Below are 22,188 nucleotides of genomic sequence, written 5' to 3' on the forward strand. Positions count from 1 at the left end.
TCCTGTGATGTGGTCACCCACTCAGAGGCCGCGACGGACACGAAGGTTGCGCGAATGGATATGAATTTCACAACAAACACATGGAAACTGTTCGTTTGTGACCGTGGGCTTACGGCGTCCTTACGCTCCGTGGGGTAGGTCCTGCCGTCGGGCGCCCGACGTCCACCCGGTGGGCGGGCCGGGCGGGGGTCCGGCGGCAGGTCCCCGGGCGCGCTACGCCCCGAACGCCTTGCCCTGCCCCTTCACCGGCTTGGCGCCCGCGAGGAGATGAGCCGGCACCAGATCCCGGGCCGGTTCGCTGTAGCCGACGGAGACGATCCGGTCGCCCTGGTACGTGAACGTCGTCAGCGAGGCGAGTGTGCACTGCCGCTTGCGCGGATCATGCCACAGCCGCCGGCGCTCGACGTAGGAGCGCACGATCCAGATCGGCAACTGGTGGCTCACCAGCACCGCTTCGTGCCCGCGCGCCTTGTCCTTCGCCGCGTTCAGCGCGCCCATCATGCGCACCACCTGATCGATGTACGGCTCGCCCCAGGACGGCTTGAACGGGTTGACCACGTGCTTCCAGTTCCCGGGCCGGCGCAGCGCGCCGTCACCGACGCCGAAGGTCTTGCCCTGGAAGACGTTCTCCGCCTCGATCAGCCGCTCGTCGGTGTCCAGGTCGAGCCCGTGCGCCTTGGCGATCGGCGTCGCCGTCTCCTGCGCCCGCTCCAGCGGGGAGGCGACCGCGTAGGTGATGTCCCGCGGGGCGAGGTGCTCGGCGACCCGCTCGGCCATCCGCCGGCCGAGGTCCGAGAGGTGGTAGCCGGGCAGCCGCCCGTACAGCACCCCGGTCGGGTTCTCCACCTCGCCGTGCCGCATCAGGTGGACGACGGTGATGTCCTTGCTGTCCCGGTTCCCGCTCATGCCGTGGCCTCCGCAGCCGCCCGGGCCGCCGCCGGAAGGGCGTCGGCGATCCGCTGGAGGGCCTGCTCGTCGTGGGCGGTGGAGACGAACCAGGACTCGAAGGACGACGGCGGCAGGTAGACGCCGTTCGCCAGCATCGCGTGGAAGAACGCGGTGAAGCGGTACGACTCCTGCGCCTTGGCGTCGTCGTAGTCGCGCACCGGCCGGTCGGTGAAGAACACCGAGAACATGTTGGAGGCGTTCTGCAGGGTGTGCGCCACGCCTTCCTTGGTCAGGGCCTCGGAGACCATGGCCTGGATCCGCTGCGAGACGGCGTTCACCTTGACGTAGGCGGCGTCGTCGAGCAGCCGGAGCTGGGCGAGCCCGGCGGCGGTGGCGACCGGGTTCCCGGACAGGGTGCCGGCCTGGTAGACCGGCCCGGCCGGGGCCAGGTGCGCCATGACGTCGGCGCGCCCGCCGAACGCGGCGGCCGGGAACCCGCCGCCCATCACCTTCCCGAAGGTCATCAGGTCGGGCTCGACCCCGTCGACGCCGAACCAGCCGGCGCGGCTGGTGCGGAACCCGGTCATGACCTCGTCGGAGATGTACAGCGCGCCGTTGCCGCGGCAGATGTCCTTCAGCCCCTGGTTGAACCCGGGCAGCGGCGGGACGACGCCCATGTTGCCGGGCGAGGCCTCGGTGATCACACAGGCGATCTCGTCCGGGTGGGCGGCGAAGGCGGCCCGCACGGCGTCGAGGTCGTTGTACGGCAGCACGATCGTGTCGCCGGCCTGGGCGCCCGTGACGCCCGGCGTGTCGGGCAGCGCGAAGGTGGCGACGCCCGACCCGGCCGAGGCGAGCAACGAGTCGACGTGCCCGTGGTAGCACCCGGCGAACTTGATCACCTTGGTCCGCCGGGTGAACCCGCGGGCGAGCCGGATGGCGGACATGGTGGCCTCGGTGCCACTGGAGACGAGCCGCACCTGCTCCAGCGGCCCGACCCGGTTCACCATCTCCTCGGCGAGCGCGACCTCGCCCTCACCGGGCGTTCCGAAGGAGGTGCCGCGCGAGACGGCCTCCCGCACGGCGGCGATCACCTCGGGCCGGCCGTGCCCGAGGATCATCGGCCCCCAGGAACACACGAGGTCGACGTACTCCCGCCCGTCGGCGTCCGTCAGGTACGGGCCGCTGCCGGACACCATGAACCGGGGCGTTCCGCCCACGGCGCGGAAGGCACGCACCGGCGAGTTCACGCCGCCGGGCGTGACGGCCGCCGCACGGTCGAACAGCGCCTGCGAGACGGGGGCTTCGTATGGATATGGCAGTTCGCTCATGACCTGCGACTTCTCCGATTTCTCGGCGGTTTCTCATAAATCCGGTGGGCACTGACCTGTTCAGGGTAGGCCAGTGGGCTCCGCGGCCCGGGAGGGGAGCGGGGCGGACGCGGCCCGCCCGGGGCGCCTCCTCGGGGGCGGTACGGGTGACCCCGGTCCGTCGGCAGGCGGAAGAAGCGGATTCCACGCCGCCCATCTGAGAAACTGGCCTTCTCGTACGTACGGACAGGGCGAAGGGTCGTGTCAGAGTCGTGTCAGCGTCGTCTCGAGGGCCGCGAAGATCCCGCGGGCAGATGTTTCGGCGTACGTTTCGGCGTGCGGCCGTGGGGGAGGTCACTGACACGATGATCGGGTTGCGCGGCGGGGGCCACGCGTCCTAGAAAAGCAGTCGGGTGGAGATATGCATCGCGGTGGCGGACTGGGCGAGGGGACTGACGACCTGGGTCCTCGACGTGCCCGGCGGGGAAGGCACCGGCGCGAGGCGGAGGAAGCGGCCGAAACACGTCAGGAACAGGGCGTACCGGGTGAGCCCGAGCGGCTCGACCGGCGCGTCGATCGCCGGATCGACCGCCGGGCCGACCGCCTTCGGGCCGGGAGCGGGAATGGTGGTCGGGTGGGGGTGACGTACAAGTACTTCGGCGCGCCCGACGGCGCGACCGCGGCCCGCGTCCCGATCTCGATGCGCCCCGAGGAACTCGGCGGCGACGAGCTCGGCATGAACGGCATGTTCACCAAGATCAAGCCGGAGACGATGGCCGCCATGGTGCTGACCGGCATCGAGGGTGTCCCCCTGCACAAGGTCCCGCCCCTGGAACTGGTCGTCCTGCACCCCGACTACGCGGTCGTGAAACTCCCGATGACCGTCGTCGACCCCCTCCGCGACATCGGCGAGGAAGCGGTCGGCGCGGCCGCCTTCATCTGGTCCACCGTCCCGGACCGCGGCGGCCCCAGGGACGCCTTCAACGTCTACCAACTGCTGCACGAGTGGCAGGACTTCAGCCACCGGCTGCACGAGGCGGGGCATCAGCCGTACTGCCTGGTGTGGCCCTGAGCCGGGGTTTCCCGTGGATCGGGCGGGGTCTTCGGGCCCCGCCCTTTTGCGTGCCGGAGGGGGACGAGAGGCGGCCGGGGCGCATCGATGGCGCCTTCCGACACGACAGAGCCCTCGCGACCGCCCAGCCCGCCCTCCGCCCAGCTCCACCAGGGGGAGGCCGAACAGGCCACGGCCTCAGCCACAGCAACCCTTCGCCGACTCACCGAGGTACGCGGTCGTGGTCAAGGCCCTTCGGGACCGAGTAGCCGTCAGCCGGACACGGGACGGCTGTCGAACCCGGCCCGCACGACTCGCTCGTGAGCGTCATGCACATCCGCCGGCACTTCCTGCCCGGCGGCGAAGCCCGGTCTCGACGGCACACTGCGCTCAGCGGGACCGTCACGGCGCTCGCGGTGGACGAGGTCATGGCACGGGTGGGGATCCGGGCCGGTCCTGCCAGAGCCCGTTCAACCCGGTCGCCCCCGCCTTCGCCAACGCCCTGCGGGACGCGACCGGTGTGCGCTTCACCGAGCCGCCGCTGACCCGCGAACGGGTGTGGCCGGCCCCGCGCGACGCGGCCGTGACCGGCCGGAGAGGGCACGGCCGCGTGTAGCGGGCACGGCCGCGCGCGGCAGGCGCCGGACTCCCGCCCGGCGCGCCGCTCCGCGCGTCCCGCCGTCAGGTCCAGGCCGCGTACCCCCCGTCCACCCGGATGGCCTGGATGCCGCTGATGTACCGGGCCCCGCAGCGGTCCTGGGGCAGGACCAACTGGGAGCCGGCGCGGTCGAGCGGGGTGTCGTCGAAGGTGACCGCGAGCAGGACCGGGGCCCGGCCGAAGTCGGGGTCGATCTCCGCCCAGGACAGCACCGCGTGGTGGCCGTCCGCGCCTCGTACGGCGATCACGAAGCGCAGGCGGTCCTTGCGGCGGGCCGGGTCGAAGACGGGCCCCGCGTCGTTGAGGACGTCGTGCAGGAGCGGTCCGGTGAAGCGGTGGTGCTGTACGCCGCTGGTGGCGCACTCGAACGCGACCTGCGCCCGGTGCTGGGGCCAGACGAGAAGGTCGGACACGGTCAGACGGGCCGGACGGCCCAGGTCGCCGTCGAGGACGAGTTCCGCCACCGGGCCGACGGCCGTACCGGCGTCTGCGAGGGACTGGCTCACGGGCTATCACCTCCGCGGGAACCGTACCCGGACACCGGCCCCGTACAAACGCACATACCAGCCTGCCGCTTCGAAGATCGGGCTGATGCGATAAGACGAGAGACTTTTCCCTCGCATCTGCGGCACTATCATCGGCGTGTGCACACCTACCGGATCCAGGGACGCGGCCGCCTTGACCGGCGGCGGCGCCGACACGGTGAGGCGTCCGGTCGACGGCGGGGAACCACTGCCGGTCACGACGGGACGGGGCCGCCGGACCACCCCCCGGCCGGCCCTCGCGGCCCGCGCCCGGCGACTGGACCGGGCCGAGCGGGGAGCCCACCGGCTTCCCGGACCGCGACCGGTTTCCCGGAGCCCGCTGCTCCGGCGGTTGCCGCGTTCAAGTCGACCGACGTGGTCGTCGCAAAGACCGTAAGCCGAGTCCGTCAGGACCGCAGATGAGTCCGTAAGGACCAGAGATGGGTCCGTCAGGACCTTGAGGGAGTGGACCCGTGATGACCCGTTCCGCGCGCCGGACCAGCCGGATGCTTCAGGTGGCCGGCGCAGGCGCCGCCGCGCTGCTGGCCCTGAGCGCCTGCTCGTCCTCCGACTCGGACTCCGCCGCGAAGTCCGGCTCCCCCGCGAAGTCGGACTCCGCCTCGCCGGACAAGGTGTCCGGCACCGTGACCGTCTTCGCCGCCGCATCGCTGAAGGAGAGCTTCACGGCGCTGGGCAAGGAGTTCGAGAAGCAGCACCCGGGGACCAAGGTCACCTTCAGCTTCGGCGGCAGCGACAGCCTCGCGGCCGGCATCACCGGTGGCGCCCCGGCGGACGTGTTCGCCGCCGCCAGCCCGAAGACGATGAAGATCGTCACGGACAAGGGCGCCGCGGCCGGCACGCCCGCCACCTTCGTGCGCAACCAGTTGGAGATCGCCACCCTGCCGGGCAACCCGGACAGGATCGCCTCCCTGAAGGACCTCGCCAAGTCGGACCTGAAGGTCGTGCTGTGCGACAGGACGGTGCCGTGCGGTGCCGCCGCCCAGAAGGCGCTGGACGGCAGCGGCATCGAGCTCACCCCCGCCTCCTACGAGGAGGACGTCAAGTCCGCCCTGAACAAGGTGGTGCTGAAGGAGGCCGACGCCGCGGTGGTCTACAGGACCGATGTGAAGGCCGCGGGTGGCAAGGTGGAGGGCGTGGAGTTCCCCGAGTCGGCCAAGGCCGTCAACGACTACCCGATCGCCCTGCTCAAGGACGCCGAGAACACCGCGGCCGCCAAGGCGTTCATCGCCCTGGTGCGGTCCCCCGAGGGCCAGCGGGTGCTGAGCGGGGCCGGGTTCCTCAAGCCGTGACCCCGTTCGAGAAGACCGGCGCCGCGGCCGACCCCCGCACGGGTGGGCCGCGGCGCCGCCGTGTCCGCGGCGGCGCCCCGCTGCCGCTCCTCCTGCCCGCGCTGATCGGCCTGGCGTTCCTGGTCCTCCCGCTCGTCGCCCTGCTCGTCCGGGCGCCCTGGCGGAGCATGCCCGCCCTGCTGACCAGCACCGAGGTCTGGCAGGCGCTCCGGCTGTCCCTGGTCTGCGCGACCGCGGCCACCGCGGTGAGCCTGGTGATCGGGGTCCCGCTCGCCTGGCTGCTGGCCCGGGTTGAGTTTCCCGGGCGCGGGCTCGTACGCGCCCTGGTGACCCTGCCGCTCGTGCTGCCGCCCGTGGTGGGCGGTGTGGCCCTGCTCATGGCGCTCGGACGCAACGGAGTCGTCGGACGGTCGCTGGACTCCTGGTTCGGGATCACGCTGCCGTTCACCACCACCGGTGTCATCGTGGCCGAGGCGTTCGTGGCGATGCCGTTCCTCGTCATCAGCGTCGAGGGCACGCTGCGCGCCGCCGACCCCCGCTACGAGGAGGCCGCCACGACGCTGGGCGCCTCCCGCTTCACCGCCTTCCGCCGGGTCACCCTGCCGCTCATCGCCCCCGGCGTCGCGGCCGGCGCCGTACTGGCCTGGGCCAGGGCACTGGGCGAGTTCGGCGCGACGATCACCTTCGCCGGCAACTTCCCCGGCCGTACCCAGACCATGCCCCTGGCCGTCTACCTCGCCCTCCAGAACGACCCGGAGGCGGCCATCGCCCTCAGCCTGGTGCTGCTGGCCGTCTCGATCGCGGTGCTCGCGGGGCTGCGGGACCGCTGGACGGCCGCCTCATGACCGGCACCGAGAAGGACACCGTGGACCGGCGGGCGACGGCCGGCACTCCCGGCGGGCCCGGTGCCGGGCTCGACGCCCACCTGGTGGTCGAACGCGGTTCCTTCCGCCTCGACGTCACGCTGAGCGCGACGCCCGGCGAGGTGGTCGCCCTGCTCGGCCCCAACGGCGCCGGCAAGACGACCGCCCTGCGGGCCCTGGCCGGACTCGTCCCGCTCACCGCCGGCCGGCTCCTGCTCGACGGCGTGGAGCTGGACCGCACGCCCCCGGAGTCCCGCCCGGTCGGGGTCGTCTTCCAGGACTACCTGCTCTTCCCCCACCTGTCCGCGCTGGACAACGTGGCCTTCGGGCCGCGCTGCCACGGCGTGGGCAAGGCGGAGGCCCGGGCCCAGGCCGCCGCGTGGCTGGAGCGGATGGGTCTGGCCGAACACGCGTCCGCCAAGCCCCGCCGGCTCTCCGGCGGGCAGGCCCAGCGCGTCGCCCTCGCCCGCGCCCTGGCCACCCGTCCCCGGCTGCTGCTCCTCGACGAGCCGCTCGCCGCCCTCGACGCCCGGACCCGCCTAGACGTCCGCGCCCAGCTCCGCCGCCATCTGGCCGACTTCGAGGCGGTCGCCGTGCTCGTCACGCACGACCCGCTGGACGCCATGGTCCTGGCCGACCGCCTCGTCGTCGTGGAGGACGGCCGTGTCGTCCAGGAGGGCGCCCCCTCGGACATCGCCCGCCACCCGCGCACCGACTACATCGCCCGGCTGGTCGGGCTCAACCTCTACCGGGGGCAGGCCCGGGGACACACGGTGCGGGTGGACGGCGGCCCCCAGATCACGACCACCGAGGACCTCACCGGCCCGGTGTTCGTCGCCTTCCCGCCCGGCGCGGTGACCCTGCACCGGGACCGTCCCACCGGCTCCAGCGCCCGCAACCTCTGGCGCTGCGAGGTGGCCGGCCTGGAGACCCACGGCGACCGGGTACGCGCCGACCTCACCGGCGAGCTGCCCCTGGCCGCCGACCTGACCACGGTCGCCGCGGCCGAACTCGACCTGCGGCCCGGGGCCACCGTGTGGGCGGCGGTCAAGGCGGCCCAGACCCACGCCTACCTCGCCTGAGCACGGCCGGCCCACCCGGCCGCCCGGCCGGCCGGCCGGCCGGCCGTGCTCAGTACACGTCGCGCGCATAGCGTTTGTCGGCGGCGAGCTGTTTGACGTAGGCCGCCGCCTCGGCCTCGTCCAGCCCGCCGTGGAGGGCGGCGATCTCCCGCAGGGCCCGGTCGACGTCCCTGGCCATGCGGGAGGCGTCGCCGCAGACGTAGAAGTGGGCGCCGTCCTGGAGCCAGGACCACAGCAGCGAACCGTGTTCGCGCATCCGGTCCTGGACGTAGACCTTGGCGCGCCGGTCGCGGGAGAAGGCGGTGTCCAGCCGGGTGAGCGTGCCCCCGGACCGGAACGCGGCCAGCTCCTGCTCGTAGTAGAAGTCGGTCGCCCGGTGCTGTTCGCCGAAGAACAGCCAGTTGCGGGCGCGGTGGCCGCGGGCCCGGCGTTCCTCCAGGAACCCGACGAAGGGGGCGATGCCGGTGCCCGGGCCGACCATCACCGCGGGGGTGGCGGGGTCGGCGGGCGGGCGGAAGTGCGGCGCCCGCTGGACGCGGACCGGCACCGGGGTGCCGGGATCGGCGTCGGCGAGGAAGGGGGAGCACACCCCCTGACGCGGGCGGCCGTCCCGGTTCTCGTAGCGGACGACGGAGACCGTCAGCGACACCAGGTGGGGGTCGGTCAGCGGGCTGGAGGATATGGAGTACCGGCGGGGTTGCAGGCGTCCCAGGACGTCGGCCCACTCCTGCGCCGCGGCCCGGACGCCGAACTCGGCCACCACGTCGACCGCTTGACGTCCCCAGGACCACCGTGCCAGCTCGCCCTTGTTGTCCGTGCGCAGCAACTTCCGCGGCTCGCGCGGGTCGTGCGCGCGGTCGGCGACGAAGCGCAGCAGGTCGGGAGTGATACGGGTGATGTCCAGATGGCGCAGCAGGGCCTCGGCGAGGGGCAGCTCCCCGGCGTTCCCGAGCTGGACGGGCGCGTCCGCCGCCAGGCCGGTGACGGCCAGCCACTCCGCCACGAGTTCCGGCCGGTTGACCGGCTGCACCGCCAGGGCGTCCCCGGTCTCGTAGCCGAGCGGAGTGCCGCTGTCCCGGGTGTCGAAGGTGAAGCGCCGGACCTCCTTGCCCGCTCCGGGCAGGCTCAGCAGGCGGTTGCCGGTGAGACGGGCGGTCACGAGGGCGGGGCGGCCCGGCCGGGCCGTCGCCGGGGCGGCGGGGGCCGGGGTCGCGGCCGGGCCGGTGGCCGGGTCCGCGGCCGCGCCGGGGGCCGGACGGGCGACCGGGGTGAGGGGCGGGACGGAGGACGGGTCCGCGGCCGCGCCGGGGGGCGGGTGCCCCGGGTTCCGCAAGGCGGCGAGCACCCGGTCGAGCCAGGCTCCGGCCTCGGTCTCGTAGTCCGGCTCGCAGTCGGTGCGCGGGGCCAGCGGTACGGCCTCCAGCTCCGCCATGCGCCGGTCGAGGCGGCGGCCGTGGCCGCAGAAGTCGTCGTAGGAGGAATCGCCGAAGGCCAGGACGGCGTAGCGCCTGCCGGTCAGGGGCGGGGCGCCGGCCGAGGCGAGGGCGTCCCAGAACCCGGCGCCGTTGTCCGGGGCGTCACCGTCCCCGAAGGTGCTGGTGATCAGCAGCAGATCGGCGTCGGACGGCAGCGCGGCGGGGTCCGCCTCCGCCATCGGCATGAGGGAGGCGGGGTGGCCGGCCGCGGTGAGCCGGTCCGCCGCGCCGGCCGCGAACTCCTCGGCGTTGCCGGTCTGCGACGCCCAGAGGACCACGACCGGGCGGGGCGCGACGTCCGCGGCCGGGCCGGCCGGCCGCGGGAAGCCGGCGGGGAGGTGCGCGGTGGCGGGCGTCGCCCCGGTCCTGGAGTACATGCCGGCCAGCACGCCGTTCACCCACAGGGCGTGCTGCGGGCTGAACGGGGCGTCCGGCGGAAGCACCGGGACGCCCCGGCCGCCGAACGGGATGCCGGCGAGGAAGCCGGTCAGGTAGTGGCGCTCGGGTTCGGCCAGGGCCGGCGGCGGCGCGGCTTCCAGCCCGAACGGGCCGGGAGCGGGAGCGGTGGCGAGGACGGCCGGCCACGCGGCGCCCGCGGGACCCGGGACGGGCGCCGGTGCGGGCCCCGTAGCGGCGGGCGGGTCCGTCGCCGGTGCGGCCACCAGGGCCGGCGGTCGTACCGTCACCGGGGTGGCCACCCTGGTCAGCGAGACCGCGCAGACCTTGAACTCGGGCTGGAAGGAGAGCGGGTCGACGGCGTCGCTGGTCACCGCGTTGACGCTCAGGTACTCGCCGAACAGGTCGTTCCAGTGGAACGGCGCGAAGCAGCAGCCCGGTAGCACCCGCTCGGTGACGACCGCGGGCAGCACGGCCCGGCCGCGCCGCGAGGCGACCTCCACCGAGTCCCCCTCGCCGATGCCCAGTTCGGCCGCGTCCCGCGGGTGCAGCTCCACGAAGGGGGTGGGGTCCAGCTTGTTCAGCCGGGCCACCCTGGCCGTCTTCGTCAGGGTGTGCCACTGGTTCTGGAGCCGACCGGTGTTGAGCACGTACGGGTAGTCGTCGTCGGGCATCTCGGCCGCCGGGACGTGCGGCCGGGCGTGGAAGACCGCGCGGCCGCCGGCCGTCGGGAAGATCGGCCGGCCGTCCTCGCCGACGTACCGGACCGGGTTGCGGTCGGCGCCGTCCGCGCTCGCCGCCGGCCACTGCACCGGGGTGGACCGCAGCCTGTCGTAGCTCACCCCGCGCAGGTCCCAGCCGGTCGCGGGGTTCCAGGCGCGCTTGATCTCCTCGAAGACCTCCTCGGCGCTGTCGTACGAGAAACCCTTCTCGTAACCCATGGCGCGGGCCACGGCGGCGATGATCCGCCAGTCCGCCGTCGCCTCGCCGGGCGGGTCGGCGGCCGGCCGGGCGAGGGTGAGGTTGCGCTCGCTGTTGACCAGGACGCCCTCGGTCTCGGTCCACAGCGCGCCGGGCAGTACGACATCGGCGTACGCGTTCGTCTCCGTCTCGGCGAACACGTCCTGCGTGACGACGAACTCGGCGGCCTCCAGGCCCTCGATGACCGTCTTGCGGTTGGCGACGGAGGCGACCGGGTTCGTGCAGATGATCCAGCACGCCTTGATGTCGCCGTCGGCCATCCGCCGGAACATCTCGACGGTGCCCCGGCCGGAGCCGTCGGCGCGCAGGGTGCCCGGCTGGAGCTCCCACAGCTCCTCGACGAACTCCCGGTCGGCGTCGACCAGCACGGACCGCTGTCCGGGCAGCCCCGGCCCCATGTAGCCCATCTCGCGGCCGCCCATGGCGTTGGGCTGGCCGGTGAGGGAGAAGGGACCGCTGCCGGGACGGCATATCTTGCCGGTGGCGAGGTGCAGGTTGACCAGGGCGTTGGTGTTCCAGGTGCCGTGCGTGGACTGGTTGAGGCCCATCGTCCAGCAGCTCGTCCACTCCCCCGCCTCGCCGATCAGCCGGGCGGCCTCGCGGATGTCCTCCTCCGGGAGGCCGGTGATCGCGGCGACGGTCGCGGGCGGGTAGTCGGCGAGGAAGGCGGGCATCGCCTCCCAGCCCTCGGTGTGCGCGGCGATGAAGTCGGGGTCGGTGTGGCCGTCGGCGTGCAGCAGGTGCAGCAGCCCGTTGAGGAGCGCGAGGTCCGTGCCCGGCCTGATCTGGAGGAACAGGTCGGCCTTGGCGGCGGTGGCGGTGCGGCGCGGGTCGACGACGATCAGCTTGGCGCCCGCCGACTTCACCCGGTCCATCATCCGCAGGAAGAGGACGGGGTGGCAGTCGGCCATGTTGGAGCCGATGACGAGGAAGACGTCGGCCCGGTCGAAGTCCTGGTACGAGCCGGGCGGCCCGTCCGCGCCCAGCGACAGCTTGTAACCGGTGCCGGCACTGGCCATGCACAGCCGGGAGTTCGACTCGATCTGGTTGGTCCGCAGGAAGCCCTTGGCCAGCTTGTTCGCCAGGTACTGGGCCTCCAGGCTCATCTGCCCGGAGACGTAGAGGGCGACCGCGTCGGGGCCGTGCTCGTCGACGATCCGGCGCAGGCGGCGGGCGGTCTCGGCGACGGCGGCCGCGAGCGGCGCGGGCCTCGGCTCCTCGCCGCGGTCCGGCCGGACGAGCGCGGTGGTCAGCCGGCCGGGCGCGGCGAGCAGGTCCGCGGTGGTCGCGCCCTTGGCGCACAGTCGGCCGAAGTTCGCCGGGTGCTCCTTGTCACCGGTCGCCCGCAGGACCGTACGCCGTCCGTCCGGGCCTTCGCCGACGTCGAGCACGATCCCGCAGCCCACCCCGCAGTAGGAGCAGACCGTCCGCACCTTCGTCGTGCCCTCGCTCCGCGAGCCCGGCGCGGCCACCGGCGCCTCCCCTGTTCTGCTCGGTCCGATCCCGTCCCTCACGACCGTACGAACCGATCATTACGCCGGTGTCTCCGCGCCCGATCGCCTGCGGTTAACCCCACCGCACAGGGCCGGGCGGGCCGGTGTGAGCGCCGCGCCGGAGCGTTCCCCGGCGAGGGGCGTTCCGGTGACCGGCGACCGAACGGCGACGGCCCGGGCACCGGCCGGTCCCCGGGCGGCTTCGACCGGACCGGAACACGGGGCCCGTCGCCGGCCCTCACTCGTCGGGGGCGCCCGCGCGCGCCCGCGTGCGTGGGCGCCGGACCGCTCCGGCCACGTCCCGCCGGCCCGCCGTGGCGGCGCCCTCGGTGGTCGAGGACATCGAGGACACCGAGGGCGTCGAGGACGAGATGTTCGGCGAACGCCTCACCGATCAGGTCCACCGCCCGGCACAGGTTCGGCGCCGCACCGTGGTTCTGCACCAGCTTCTCCCCCCTGCCCCCAGGTGACGGACGAGACCTTCACCAGGAGGACCGAACCGCGCCCTCCCCGAGGAACGCCGACGGCCGGCACGGGAGTCATGCACGACCGTGCGTAAATATATCGAACCCCCGGCGGCCCCACCCCGCGGGCCTTCGCCGACCGCTCCTCCCCGGCGTCCGGCGAGCGGCACGGCGTGGTCGACCGCGTGGTCGACCGGCCGGCCGCGGTGTCGACGATCCTCCCGCCGCCGTCTTTCCCGACCGGGTACCTCGGCGTGAACTTCGATCGCCCAACGAACGAAATGGCTCTCCCGCGCGCGCCGACCTCAGCCGACCGTGGAGGCCGCCCCCGGCTCGGGGCCGGAGGCCGGCGGCGCCGCCCGCCCGACCGGTCCGGCCGGCTCGCCGAGGAACTCGACCAACGCCATGGCGAACAGCAGCACCAGCGCGATGGCGAGGACCACCCACCCCGAGGGGTAGCTCCACAGGAGGTACGTCACGACGGCCGCGGCGATCAGGATCCAGGTGATCCAGGCCCGGCGGCGATGGACGAAGGGGCCGACCGGACCCGCCCGGAACCCCGCGCGGTCCGCCGCGCCGCGGACCGCGCGGATGCCCGACCGCCAGGCCTCCCGCACGAAGGTCGCCCGGCGCCCCCGGCCGGTCAGCCAGGCGGCCAGCGCGATCACCACGGCGAGCGCCACGACCCGCCGCACGGACGTGCGCAGGAACCGGACCAGGGTGTCGTAGATCGCCCCGGCCGCCGGCTGGGAGACGGTGTCCGGGAGGGCGTTCAGGTAGACCTCGCGGAAGACCGTGAGGCCGAGGCCGAGGAGCAGCATGGTGAACGCGGCGCCGAGCACCGCGGCGACGAGGACGCGCCGGCGGTGCACGGAGAGCAGCACGCCCGCGGCGACGAGCAGCACCGCCAGCACCGGCAGCCAGACCCCGGCGATCCGGAGCACCCGGAGGTAGGTCTTGAGTTTCCCGAGGCTGTCGGAGCGCAGGACGGTGAAGTCGGTGTGGATCGACGGGATCCGCGCCGCGACCGCCATGCCCTCGTCGACGAGGCGCTGCTTGACCCGGTCCACGACCGGGGCCAGGTCGATGGTCACGGACTGGTTGCCGACCCGCACCGCGCCGCCGCCACCGGTCAGCGCCTTGTCGACCGCGGCGTGGATCCGGCGGTTGGCGTCGACCCAGATCCGCTGGAACACGTCGGAGGCGATGACGTCCTGAGCCCTGCTCCGCACGAATCCGCGCACCGCGTTCTCCAGGGGGCCCGCCAGCGTGCCGAGCGCCTTCTCCAGGCGCGGTCTGTCGGCGGGCGCGGCCCCCTCCAGCAGGACCGGCAGGTCGAGGTGCTGCATCACCACGTCGGTGACCCGGTTGGCCGCGGCCGCCTGGACGGCGGGATCGGAGGCGAGCGGGGCCACCGTCGCGACGTACCGGTCGGTGTCGTCCACCTGGGAGGCGGTCCACGCGGCCACCGCCGCGAGCGGGGCGAGGACGCAGGCGACGACGACGAGCAGCGCCGAGAAGAAGGCGCGCCAGCGGTGGTGCGGGGCCCGTGCGGCCCGGCCGGACTCCAACGCGGCGACGCGTGCCCTCAGTTGTTCCAGCTCGGAGCGCTCGCCGCCCGCCGCGTGGTCCGGTGGCGGCTCTGCGTCGGGGGCCATGGCGTACTCCTCCGGCATGTGACGTGAACGTCGTGCGCCCCGGCGCCGCCCGGGCCGGGACCGGGCCGGAGCGGGCCCGGCCCTGCCGTCGCGGTCCGACGCCCACCTGCCCGGGCACCTGTCCCGCACGGGACGGGCGGCCGTGGAGCGGGCGCCGGGCCTCTTGGGCCGCGCCGCGGGTCGCGCCGGGACACCGTCCCGGCAACCACTATCCGCCGCGGTCACCGGGCGTGCCCGATCTGTACGGCCGATCCGGGGACGGGCACGGTCCGCCGGCGGGCGGGCCGGCGGGCGGTTCAGGCGCCGGTCGGTGTGCGGCGGCCGCGGAGGAAGAGGGCGGCGATCAGGACGCCCAGGAGGACCAGGGCCGCGTTGACGGCGATGGCCACGGTGACGCCGTGCAGGACGGCTCCGGCCGTCGCCGTCGCGGCGGTGGCCCCTCCCGCGGTGGCGGTCACGATCGCGGACATGACGGGCGTGCCCATGGTGATGCCGATCTGCTGGGACATGGTGGCCAGGCCGGTCGCCAGGCCCTGTTCCCGGTCGGGCAGCCCGGAGGTGGCGGTGACCATGAAGCCGACGATGACGAGCATGTTGCCGACGCCGCCGAAGAAGGTGGCGGGCAGCAGCAGCCACATCCAGCTCGCGCTGTCGCCGAGGAGCAGCAGGACGGCGGTGAACACGGTCTGGATCAGGCCGCCGGCGACCAGAGCGGTGAGCGTGGAGCCGCGGGCGATCACCCTGGGGGCGAGCATCCCGCCGGCCACGGTGCCCAGGCCCAGCACGCCGAAGGAGACGCCCGCCATCAGCGCGGAGAAGCCGAGTGTCCTCTGGAGGTAGAGGGTGAGCAGGTAGACCAGCGAGGTCTCGGTCACGAACGCCAGCAGACCGAGGACGTTGCCCCAGGCCACGGTCCGCCGTCGCAGCACGTGCAGCGGGACCAGCGGCTGGGGGACCCGGCGCTCCACGAGGCAGAAGACGGCCAGCAGTACGGCGCCGCCGAGCAGGCCGGCCAGTGCGGAGCCGTCCGTCCAGCCGTGCTCGCCCGCCCGGGCGAAGCCGTAGACGATGCCGAGCAGTCCGAGGGTCACGCTCAGGGCGCCGGGCAGGTCGAGCCGGGGACGCTCGACGGGCCGGGACTCCTTGATCACAGCCGGGGCGACGAGCAGCACCGCGAGGGCGACCGGCACGTTGACGAAGAACGACCAGCGCCAGGAGAGCAGATCGGTCAGTACGCCGCCCAGGACCGCGCCGGTGGTGAACCCCGCCGACATCAGGGCCCCGTTGAGGCCGAGCGCCTTCTCGCGCAGCGGTCCCTCCGGGAAGGAGGTGGTGAGCAGTGACAGGCCCGCCGGGGTGACGGCGGCGGTGGCCAGGCCCTGGGCGATCCGGGCGACGATCAGCACGGTGGGTGAGGTGGCGAGCCCGCCGGCGAGGGAGGCCGCCCCCAGGACGGCGAGGCCGGCCAGGAAGATGCGCTTGCGGCCCACCAGGTCGCCGACGCGGCCGAAGAAGAGCGTGAAGCCCGCCGCGCACAGCGCGAAGGACGTGGCGATCCACTGGAGGCCGCCGAGTGAGAAACCGAGCCCGTCACCGATCTCGGGCAGTGCGACGTTCAGGATGGAGAAGTCGACGGCCAGCATGAACTGCGCGACCAGCAGAACGGCGAGGACCACTTTCAGCCGTCCGGTGAGCCGCCGGCCGGGGACGGTTCCGGGCGCGGTGGCCGTGGCGAGGCCCATGGGTGTCGAAGTGTCCGTGACCGCTGGCCTGTCTGTGACCGCTGGCCTGTCTGTGACCGCTGGCGTGTCTGTGGGTGTCGGGCAGCCGCCCGTGGGTGTCGGAGCTGTCGTAGACATGGCGGGAGGGTTCCTTCCGATCACACGGGCGGCCGGGGAGGGCGCGGCCGTGCGGGCGGCGCCACGAAGCGGCGCTCCCGCACATGCCGAGCGACCCGGAACCGTCAAATGGGTCTCCAGTTCCGTTACGATGGTGACAGTAGCACCGTCCGTCGAATTAATGGAACAGGAGTACCGATTAGATGTCCGTCGCACCCGGCGACCCCACTCCGCCGTCCCCAGCCGAGCCCACCGGACCGACCACCGCCGCGAGGAGCGGGACGGCACCTCCAGCACCCTCCGCCGCCCCGGGCACCGTGCGGCCCGGCGGACGGACCGCACGGGTGCGGGAAGCCGTCCTGGAGGCGGCCGGAGACGCCCTCGCCGCGACGGGGTTCGAGGGGCTCGACCTGGCCGAGATCGCCCGCCGGGCGGGGGTGGGCAAGACGACCGTCTACCGCCGTTGGGGCACTCCCGCCGCGCTCGCCGCCGACCTCCTGGAGGACATGGCCGCCCAGTCGCTGCCGCGTTCGCGCACCGGAAGCATCGAAGAGGATCTGCGCGCCAACGCCCGCCTCGTCGTCAGGACCCTGACCGACCCGCGCCAGGGCCGGCTGTTCCGCGCCCTGATCGCGGCCTCGCTGTGCGACCGGCAGACCGCCGAGGCGCTGCACCGCTTCTACGCCGTGCGCGTCGGGGAATGGGCCGGGTGCGTCACCGACGCCGTCGCGCGCGGGGAACTGCCCGAGGGCACCGACTCCAGAGCGGTCGTGAGCGCGGTCTCGGCCCCGCTCTACTACGGCATGCTCAACACGGGCGAACCGCTCGACGAGGCGGCGGCCGACCGCGCGGCCGCCGCCGCCCTCGCCGCCGCCCGGGCGGGCGTGTACTGACCCAGGGGGCACGACCGCGCCGCACCCGTGCTCGCACCCGCACCCGTGCCCGCGGTCGCGGACATCACCCGGGCACGGCGCACGCGGTCACGCGTCGCCGTAGTGCACGGACACGCGTCGCCGTGGTGCACGGACACGCGTCGCCGTGGTGCACGGTCACGCGTCGCCGCGCGCCATGCGGTACGCCGCTCCCGCCAGCGCGAGTGCGGTCCAGCCGAGGAAGACCAGCAGTCCGGCCGTGGGCGACAGGGTGGCGGTGTCGTGGGTGAGGGCGAACATCGACTGGCCCGCGTTGCTCGGCAGGTAGGGGGCGACGCGGTCGTGCCAGGTGCCGGGCAGCAGGGAGACCAGCCCGGGAATCAGCATCAGGGTGGCCACCAGGACCGAGATGCCCCCGGCCACCGACCGCAGCAGGGCGCCCAGGGCGATGCCGATCACCCCGACCAGGCCGAGGTAGAGACCGGCGCCCAGCAGGCTCCGCACGACCCCGGGATGGGTCGGCCCCATCGCGGCGGGTGTGCCGGAGACGACGCGACCGCCGAGGAGAAAGGCGGCGAACGTACCCGCCGTCGCGACCACCAGCACGACCAGCCCGAACACCGCCGCCTTGGACCACAGCACGGGCAGCCGGCGCGGCACGGCCGCCAGCGTCGAGCGGATCGCCCCGGTCGAGTACTCCCCCGCCATGACCAGGACACCGAGGACGCCGAGGGCGAGCTGGGCGAAGTTCGTGCCGAACAGGGACAGGCTCAGGGCCGTCGAGCGGGCGAAGTCCGGTTCCATGCGGCCGGTGCCGAGCCCGGACCGGTAGCGGGCCGAGGCGATCAGTCCGAAGGCGACCAGGAAGAGCGTTCCCAGCCCGAGGGTGATCCACGTCGAGCGCAGCGACCAGAGTTTGACCCACTCGGAGGCCAGCACCCGGCGGCCGGTCACCCGGTGGACGGGACGCGCGGGGGCTGCCGCGGAGGCTTCGGTGGCGGCGGTGAGGGTGCTCATGCCGTCTCCCCGAGGGACTGGGTGTTCGCCGTGCTCCCGGCGCCCGTCCCCCCGCTGCCTCCGCCACCCCCGGCGCCCGTCCCCCCGCTGCCTCCGCCACCCCCGGCGCCCGTCCCCCCGCTGCCTCCGCCACCCCCGGCGCCCGTCCCCCCGGCGCCTCCGGTGTTCCCGGCTCCGGTCCTGGAGCCGTGATACTCCACAGCGTCCCTGGTCAACTCCATGAACGCCTCCTCCAGCGACACCGCCCGTGTGGTCAGCTCGAACAGCGCGATGCCGTGCTCCGCCGCCTTCAGCCCGATCTCGCGCGCGGTCACCCCGGTCACCTGGAGTTCCTCGGAGCCGACCCGCCCGGTGATGTCCACGCCCGGGCCGGCCAGCACGTCCCGCAGCCGGGCCGGGTCCTGCGTGGCGACCGTCACCGTGTCCCCGCCGGCCCGACGCACCAGGTCCCGCACGGTGGTGTCGGCCAGCAGCCGGCCGCGGCCCACGATGATCAGGTGGTCCGCCACCAGCGCCACCTCGCTCATCAGATGGGAGGAGACGAACACCGTCCGGCCCTCGGCGGCGAGCGACGTCAGCAGATCGCGGATCCAGCGGACGCCCTCCGGGTCCAGGCCGTTGACCGGCTCGTCCAGCATCACCGTCTGCGGGTCGCCCAGCAGTGCCGCCGCGATGCCGAGCCGCTGGCCCATGCCCAGGGAGAAGGCGCCGGCCCGCTTCCTCGCCACGCTGCCCAGTCCGGCGAGCTCGATGACCTCCTCCACCCGGCGGCGCGGGATGCCGTGCGTCAGCGCGAGCGCCCTGAGGTGGTTGTAGGCCGAGCGGCCCGGGTGGATCGACTTCGCCTCCAGGAGCGCGCCGACCTCCTGGAGCGGCGCCCGGTGCCGGGCGTAGCGCCGACCGTTGACCTGGACGGAACCGCTCGTCGGGACGTCCAGCCCGACGATCATGCGCATGGTGGTCGACTTGCCCGCGCCGTTGGGCCCGAGGAAGCCGGTCACGGTGCCCGGCCGCACGGCGAAGTCGAGCCGGTCCACGGCCGTCTTCTCCCCGTATCGCTTGGTCAGCCGCTGTGCGTCGATCATGGGCGTCCTCTCTCTGGGACTCCGGCGCCGTCCGTCGCCGCTGACGCCTCACTCGCAACGCTAGGAGCCGGAACGTCCCGCTTCATCGGCTCCGGGACGTAACTGGGCCGGGCGGGTGGTATCGCGGTGTTCCGCGGTCTTCGCCCGGCCGTCCTCCGGTCCGCGGCACCGCTCGGTCACACCCCGCGTGTGCACGGATTCGCCGGATGCGACCGGGGGCGCCGGGGGCCTCTCGGGAACGCCGACGCGACCTCCGTCCCTGCCTCCGGGAGGCGGGTCGGCGACCGGGGGCCCCGGATCGGCGACGCCCGGTTTCGTCCGCGGGTACGGCACTACGTACTGTAGGGTCCGGCTCGCCATTCAACCTGTCGACGGGGGATCCATGCGGGAAGCGCGTTGTCCGGGGCCCGGCGCCCTGCCCGGCGACGAGACCGAGGGCGGGCTCGGGCCGACCGTGGCGGTGCTCGTCGTGAGCCTGGCGATCGCGGCCGTCGGGGTGTACCAGCTGTGCGGTTTCGGGCTGCACATCCTCAACCCCCGGCCGCGTCTGTTCAACAACGGCTTCGCCACTGCCGGGGTGATCGTCGCCACCATGGCGGCCGGCGCGGCGGTCGGGAACCTGGTGTGGCTGCTGACGGCCCCCCGCAGACGCGCGGCGGCCTCCGCCGCCCACGGCCCCCGCCCGGCCGGCACCACCGGGGACCGTGCGAACCCGGCCGGCACCACCGGGGACCACGACGCGAACCCGGGCCCGGCCGGCACCACCCCGAACCACTCGGACAATCCGGACTCGGCCGACAACACCCCGAACCACACCGCCGACCCCGATCCCGCCACCACCCCGGACCACACCGGCTCGGACCACACCGGGTCGGACCACCCCGGCCCGGCCGGCACCGGCCTCGCGAGCGCGGCGCCCGCCGAGTAGGCGCAGAGCCCGCCGAGCAGACGCAGAGCCCGCCGAGCAGGCGCGGCGCCACCCGCCGACGCGAGCGAGTGCCGCCCTCGGCGCGGGCGGGGATCACCCCTCGGCACGGGTAAGCGCCTCCGTCACCGTTCCTTACCTTCTCCCGCGAAAGTGGGGGCGGGCGGCCCGCCCGGCTCCGTTACCCTACGGGCTGTAGGGTCGGCGACAACGGCGTGCGGCGGACCGCGCGTTCGGCTGTCCGCCCCCGCTCGCTCCGTTCCCACCACTTCCGCCGGTTTCACCGGCCCGCTTCGAGGTGACGTGTCACCCATGCCCGCTCAACAGTCGGTCGTCATTCCTCCGCAGCGCGACACCCGCGCCTCCGATCGCCGCTCCCCGGGCCCCCGGCTACGCAAGCGGGCCGCGGCGGCCACCGTCTGGTACCTGCGGCTGCTCGCGGTGCTCAACGTCGTCGCGGTGCTCTCGCTGCCGTTCCGCGAGGAGGTCCACGAGCACAACGGCGGTGAGTTCTTCACCCCGTACCTGGCCACCGCCGGTCTGGTCTCGGCGGCGCTCGCACTGTTCCTCGCCATGGTGATGCGCCGCCGCAAACGCGCGGCCTGGGCGTTCAACCTGCTGCTCGCCGGCCCCCTGTTCGCCCTCTACCTCGCCGCACTGACCCAGGACCGGTTCCAGGACCACCTCTTCAACTGGCTCTCCGCCGCGCTCACCGGCCTGTTCGTCGCCGCGCTGCTGGTCGGCCGGCGCGAGTTCAACGCCATCGGCGACCGCTCCAACCCCAAGCTGGCCCTCGCCGTCGGAGCCGTCGGCATCCTCGTCAGCTGCGGCCTCGGCACCTGGCTGGTCGACGCCACCAACAAGGCACCGGCCGGCGCCGCCCTCACCGACAAGATCGCCTACACCCTGCTGCGCGGCATCAGCGTGGGCCCGCTCGCCGACCACGTCCCCGCCGTGCACGCGCCCCGCTGGGTGGACATCGCCATCAACGTCCTGATGGCGGCCACCTTCCTCCTCGTCCTGTACGCCTGCTTCCGCTCGCCCCGAGGCCGCGCCCTGCTCACCGACGAGGACGAGAAGCGGCTGCGCGAACTGCTCGACCGGCACGGGGAGCGCGACTCCCTCGGCTACTTCGCGCTCCGCCGCGACAAGGCCGCCATCTTCTCCCCCACCGGCAAGGCCGCCGTCACCTACCGCGTCGTAGGCGGTGTCAGCCTCGCCTCGGGCGACCCGATCGGCGACCCCGAGGCCTGGCCCGGCGCGATCGACGCCTGGCTGGACGAGGCCCGCCGGCACGCCTGGACGCCCGCCGTCATGGGTGCGAGCGAGGAGGCCGGAACCATCTACGCCCGGCACGGCCTGGACGCCCTCGAACTGGGCGACGAAGCCATCGTCGACGTCGCCGACTTCAGCCTGGAGGGGCGCGCCATGCGCGTCGTACGGCAGGCCCACAACCGGGTCCGCCGGGCCGGTTACACCGTCACCGTCCGCCGTCACGAGGACATCCCCGACGACGAGATGGCCCTGCTCGTCGACCGTGCCGACCGCTGGCGCGACGGCGCCACCGAGCGCGGCTTCTCCATGGCGCTGGGCCGGCTCGGCGAGCCCGCCGACGGCCGCTGCGTGATGCTGGAGTGCCGGGACGCCGACGGCGTGCCGCGCGCGCTGCTCAGCTTCGTGCCGTGGGGCGAGCGGGGGCTCTCCCTGGACCTGATGCGCCGCGACCGGGACTGCGAGAACGGGCTGATGGAGTTCATGGTCGTCGAGCTGCTGCTGCGCGCCGGTGAGATCGGGGTCCGGCGGGTCTCGCTGAACTTCGCGATGTTCCGTTCGGTCTTCGAGCGCGGGGCCCGGCTCGGCGCCGGACCGGTGCTGCGGCTGTGGCGTTCGGTGCTCACCTTCTTCTCCCGCTGGTGGCAGATCGAGTCCCTCTACCGCGCCAACGCCAAGTACCGGCCGGTCTGGGAGCCGCGCTTCCTGCTGTTCGCCAAGAGCGCCGACATCCCGCGCATCGGCATCGCCAGCGCCCGCGCCGAGGGCTTCCTCACCCCACCGGCGCTGCCCTCGTTCGCCCGCCGCAAGGAGTCGCGCCCGGCGGACAGCGGGGTCGGCGCCACCGGCTGACCGGCTTCCCCCATCCCCACCGCGCATCGTCGTCCGGCCTGGTCCGATCGGCCTGCTCGGACTGATCGGCCTGCTCGGACTGACCGGACTGACCGGACTGACCGGACTGACCGGACTGATCGGACTGATCGGCCGAGCGGGGGGGATCAGGCCCGCTCGCAGGTCATGGTCCAG

At 73.8% G+C, this 22,188-nt stretch carries 16 protein-coding genes; 8 read left to right on the top strand and 8 right to left on the bottom strand.

What is annotated here, in order from left to right; translation table 11 throughout:
* Positions 1–213: 213 nt before the first annotated feature.
* Entirely contained in the window at positions 214–906 is a 693-nt protein-coding gene (locus ACF061_RS08875; RefSeq protein ID WP_392266095.1) for a histidine phosphatase family protein, read from the bottom strand.
* Positions 903–2,219, bottom strand: a complete 1,317-nt coding sequence (hemL, locus tag ACF061_RS08880) for a glutamate-1-semialdehyde 2,1-aminomutase (protein ID WP_392266096.1) — start codon at positions 2,217–2,219, stop codon at positions 903–905. The genes ACF061_RS08875 and hemL overlap by 4 nt, the downstream gene beginning before the upstream one ends.
* A 613-nt stretch (positions 2,220–2,832) precedes the next feature.
* On the opposite strand from hemL, the gene ACF061_RS08885 reads away from it, so the two are divergent.
* On the top strand, positions 2,833–3,270 hold the full coding sequence (locus ACF061_RS08885; RefSeq protein ID WP_010353923.1) for a hypothetical protein: 438 nt from the start codon (positions 2,833–2,835) through the stop codon (positions 3,268–3,270).
* 660 nt (positions 3,271–3,930) lie between these two features.
* On the opposite strand, the gene ACF061_RS08890 is transcribed toward ACF061_RS08885, so the two are convergent.
* Positions 3,931–4,413 (bottom strand): molybdopterin-dependent oxidoreductase, encoded by a 483-nt coding sequence (locus tag ACF061_RS08890; protein ID WP_392266097.1) that lies wholly within the window; start codon positions 4,411–4,413, stop codon positions 3,931–3,933.
* Positions 4,414–4,907: 494 nt separating this feature from the next.
* Here ACF061_RS08890 and modA point away from each other — a divergent pair, with 494 nt between their 5' ends.
* From modA to ACF061_RS08905, 3 genes are read left to right on the top strand one after another with little or no spacing between them, the layout of a single operon-like run.
* A complete protein-coding gene (modA, locus tag ACF061_RS08895) occupies positions 4,908–5,741 on the top strand; it encodes a molybdate ABC transporter substrate-binding protein (RefSeq protein ID WP_392266098.1) in 834 nt (277 codons plus the stop codon).
* Entirely contained in the window at positions 5,738–6,586 is an 849-nt protein-coding gene (gene modB, locus ACF061_RS08900; RefSeq protein ID WP_392266099.1) for a molybdate ABC transporter permease subunit, read from the top strand. The genes modA and modB overlap by 4 nt, the downstream gene beginning before the upstream one ends.
* Positions 6,583–7,686 (top strand): ABC transporter ATP-binding protein, encoded by a 1,104-nt coding sequence (locus ACF061_RS08905; protein ID WP_392266100.1) that lies wholly within the window; start codon positions 6,583–6,585, stop codon positions 7,684–7,686. The genes modB and ACF061_RS08905 overlap by 4 nt, the downstream gene beginning before the upstream one ends.
* A gap of 49 nt (positions 7,687–7,735) precedes the next feature.
* Here ACF061_RS08905 and ACF061_RS08910 read toward each other — a convergent pair whose 3' ends face one another.
* On the bottom strand, positions 7,736–12,010 hold the full coding sequence (locus ACF061_RS08910; RefSeq protein WP_392266101.1) for a molybdopterin-dependent oxidoreductase: 4,275 nt from the start codon (positions 12,008–12,010) through the stop codon (positions 7,736–7,738).
* Positions 12,011–12,345: 335 nt separating this feature from the next.
* On the opposite strand from ACF061_RS08910, the gene ACF061_RS08915 reads away from it, so the two are divergent.
* Positions 12,346–12,501, top strand: coding sequence for a hypothetical protein (locus ACF061_RS08915; protein ID WP_392266102.1), 156 nt, complete (start codon positions 12,346–12,348; stop codon positions 12,499–12,501).
* 299 nt (positions 12,502–12,800) lie between these two features.
* Here the strand turns inward: ACF061_RS08915 and ACF061_RS08920 are convergent, their stop codons facing one another.
* Positions 12,801–14,153, bottom strand: coding sequence for a hypothetical protein (locus ACF061_RS08920; RefSeq protein WP_392266103.1), 1,353 nt, complete (start codon positions 14,151–14,153; stop codon positions 12,801–12,803).
* A gap of 296 nt (positions 14,154–14,449) precedes the next feature.
* Positions 14,450–15,895 carry an MFS transporter gene (locus ACF061_RS08925; RefSeq protein WP_392266104.1) on the bottom strand — a complete coding sequence of 482 codons (1,446 nt, stop codon included), beginning with the start codon at positions 15,893–15,895 and terminating at the stop codon, positions 14,450–14,452.
* A gap of 299 nt (positions 15,896–16,194) precedes the next feature.
* On the opposite strand from ACF061_RS08925, the gene ACF061_RS08930 reads away from it, so the two are divergent.
* The gene (locus ACF061_RS08930; RefSeq protein ID WP_392266105.1) at positions 16,195–16,884 is read left to right on the top strand and encodes a TetR/AcrR family transcriptional regulator; all 690 of its coding nucleotides are present in this window, start codon (positions 16,195–16,197) and stop codon (positions 16,882–16,884) included.
* Positions 16,885–17,040: 156 nt separating this feature from the next.
* Here ACF061_RS08930 and ACF061_RS08935 read toward each other — a convergent pair whose 3' ends face one another.
* Entirely contained in the window at positions 17,041–17,880 is an 840-nt protein-coding gene (locus tag ACF061_RS08935; protein ID WP_392266106.1) for an ABC transporter permease, read from the bottom strand.
* Positions 17,877–18,965, bottom strand: coding sequence for an ATP-binding cassette domain-containing protein (locus tag ACF061_RS08940; protein ID WP_392266107.1), 1,089 nt, complete (start codon positions 18,963–18,965; stop codon positions 17,877–17,879). The genes ACF061_RS08935 and ACF061_RS08940 overlap by 4 nt, the downstream gene beginning before the upstream one ends.
* Before the next feature lie 382 nt (positions 18,966–19,347).
* On the opposite strand from ACF061_RS08940, the gene ACF061_RS08945 reads away from it, so the two are divergent.
* Together ACF061_RS08945 and ACF061_RS08950 are read left to right on the top strand one after the other, a co-directional pair.
* Complete coding sequence (locus ACF061_RS08945) at positions 19,348–19,893, top strand: hypothetical protein (RefSeq protein WP_392266108.1); 546 nt, start codon at positions 19,348–19,350, stop codon at positions 19,891–19,893.
* 309 nt (positions 19,894–20,202) lie between these two features.
* The gene (locus ACF061_RS08950; RefSeq protein WP_392266109.1) at positions 20,203–22,014 is read left to right on the top strand and encodes a phosphatidylglycerol lysyltransferase domain-containing protein; all 1,812 of its coding nucleotides are present in this window, start codon (positions 20,203–20,205) and stop codon (positions 22,012–22,014) included.
* Positions 22,015–22,188: the final 174 nt, after the last annotated feature.

It is taken from the genome of Streptomyces sp. NPDC015220 (genome assembly GCF_043079345.1).
Classification (GTDB): Bacteria; Actinomycetota; Actinomycetes; order Streptomycetales; family Streptomycetaceae; genus Streptomyces.

Bases quoted from the DNA above. Each gene is read 5' to 3' on its own strand.
- ACF061_RS08875 (WP_392266095.1), bottom strand. From the start codon at position 906: ATGAGCGGGAACCGGGACAGCAAGGACATCACCGTCGTCCACCTGATG.
- hemL (WP_392266096.1), bottom strand. From the start codon at position 2,219: ATGAGCGAACTGCCATATCCATACGAAGCCCCCGTCTCGCAGGCGCTG.
- modA (WP_392266098.1), top strand. From the start codon at position 4,908: ATGACCCGTTCCGCGCGCCGGACCAGCCGGATGCTTCAGGTGGCCGGC.
- ACF061_RS08905 (WP_392266100.1), top strand. From the start codon at position 6,583: ATGACCGGCACCGAGAAGGACACCGTGGACCGGCGGGCGACGGCCGGC.
- ACF061_RS08920 (WP_392266103.1), bottom strand. From the start codon at position 14,153: ATGGCCCCCGACGCAGAGCCGCCACCGGACCACGCGGCGGGCGGCGAG.
- ACF061_RS08925 (WP_392266104.1), bottom strand. From the start codon at position 15,895: ATGGGCCTCGCCACGGCCACCGCGCCCGGAACCGTCCCCGGCCGGCGG.
- ACF061_RS08930 (WP_392266105.1), top strand. From the start codon at position 16,195: ATGTCCGTCGCACCCGGCGACCCCACTCCGCCGTCCCCAGCCGAGCCC.
- ACF061_RS08935 (WP_392266106.1), bottom strand. From the start codon at position 17,880: ATGAGCACCCTCACCGCCGCCACCGAAGCCTCCGCGGCAGCCCCCGCG.
- ACF061_RS08940 (WP_392266107.1), bottom strand. From the start codon at position 18,965: ATGATCGACGCACAGCGGCTGACCAAGCGATACGGGGAGAAGACGGCC.
- ACF061_RS08945 (WP_392266108.1), top strand. From the start codon at position 19,348: ATGCGGGAAGCGCGTTGTCCGGGGCCCGGCGCCCTGCCCGGCGACGAG.
- ACF061_RS08950 (WP_392266109.1), top strand. From the start codon at position 20,203: ATGCCCGCTCAACAGTCGGTCGTCATTCCTCCGCAGCGCGACACCCGC.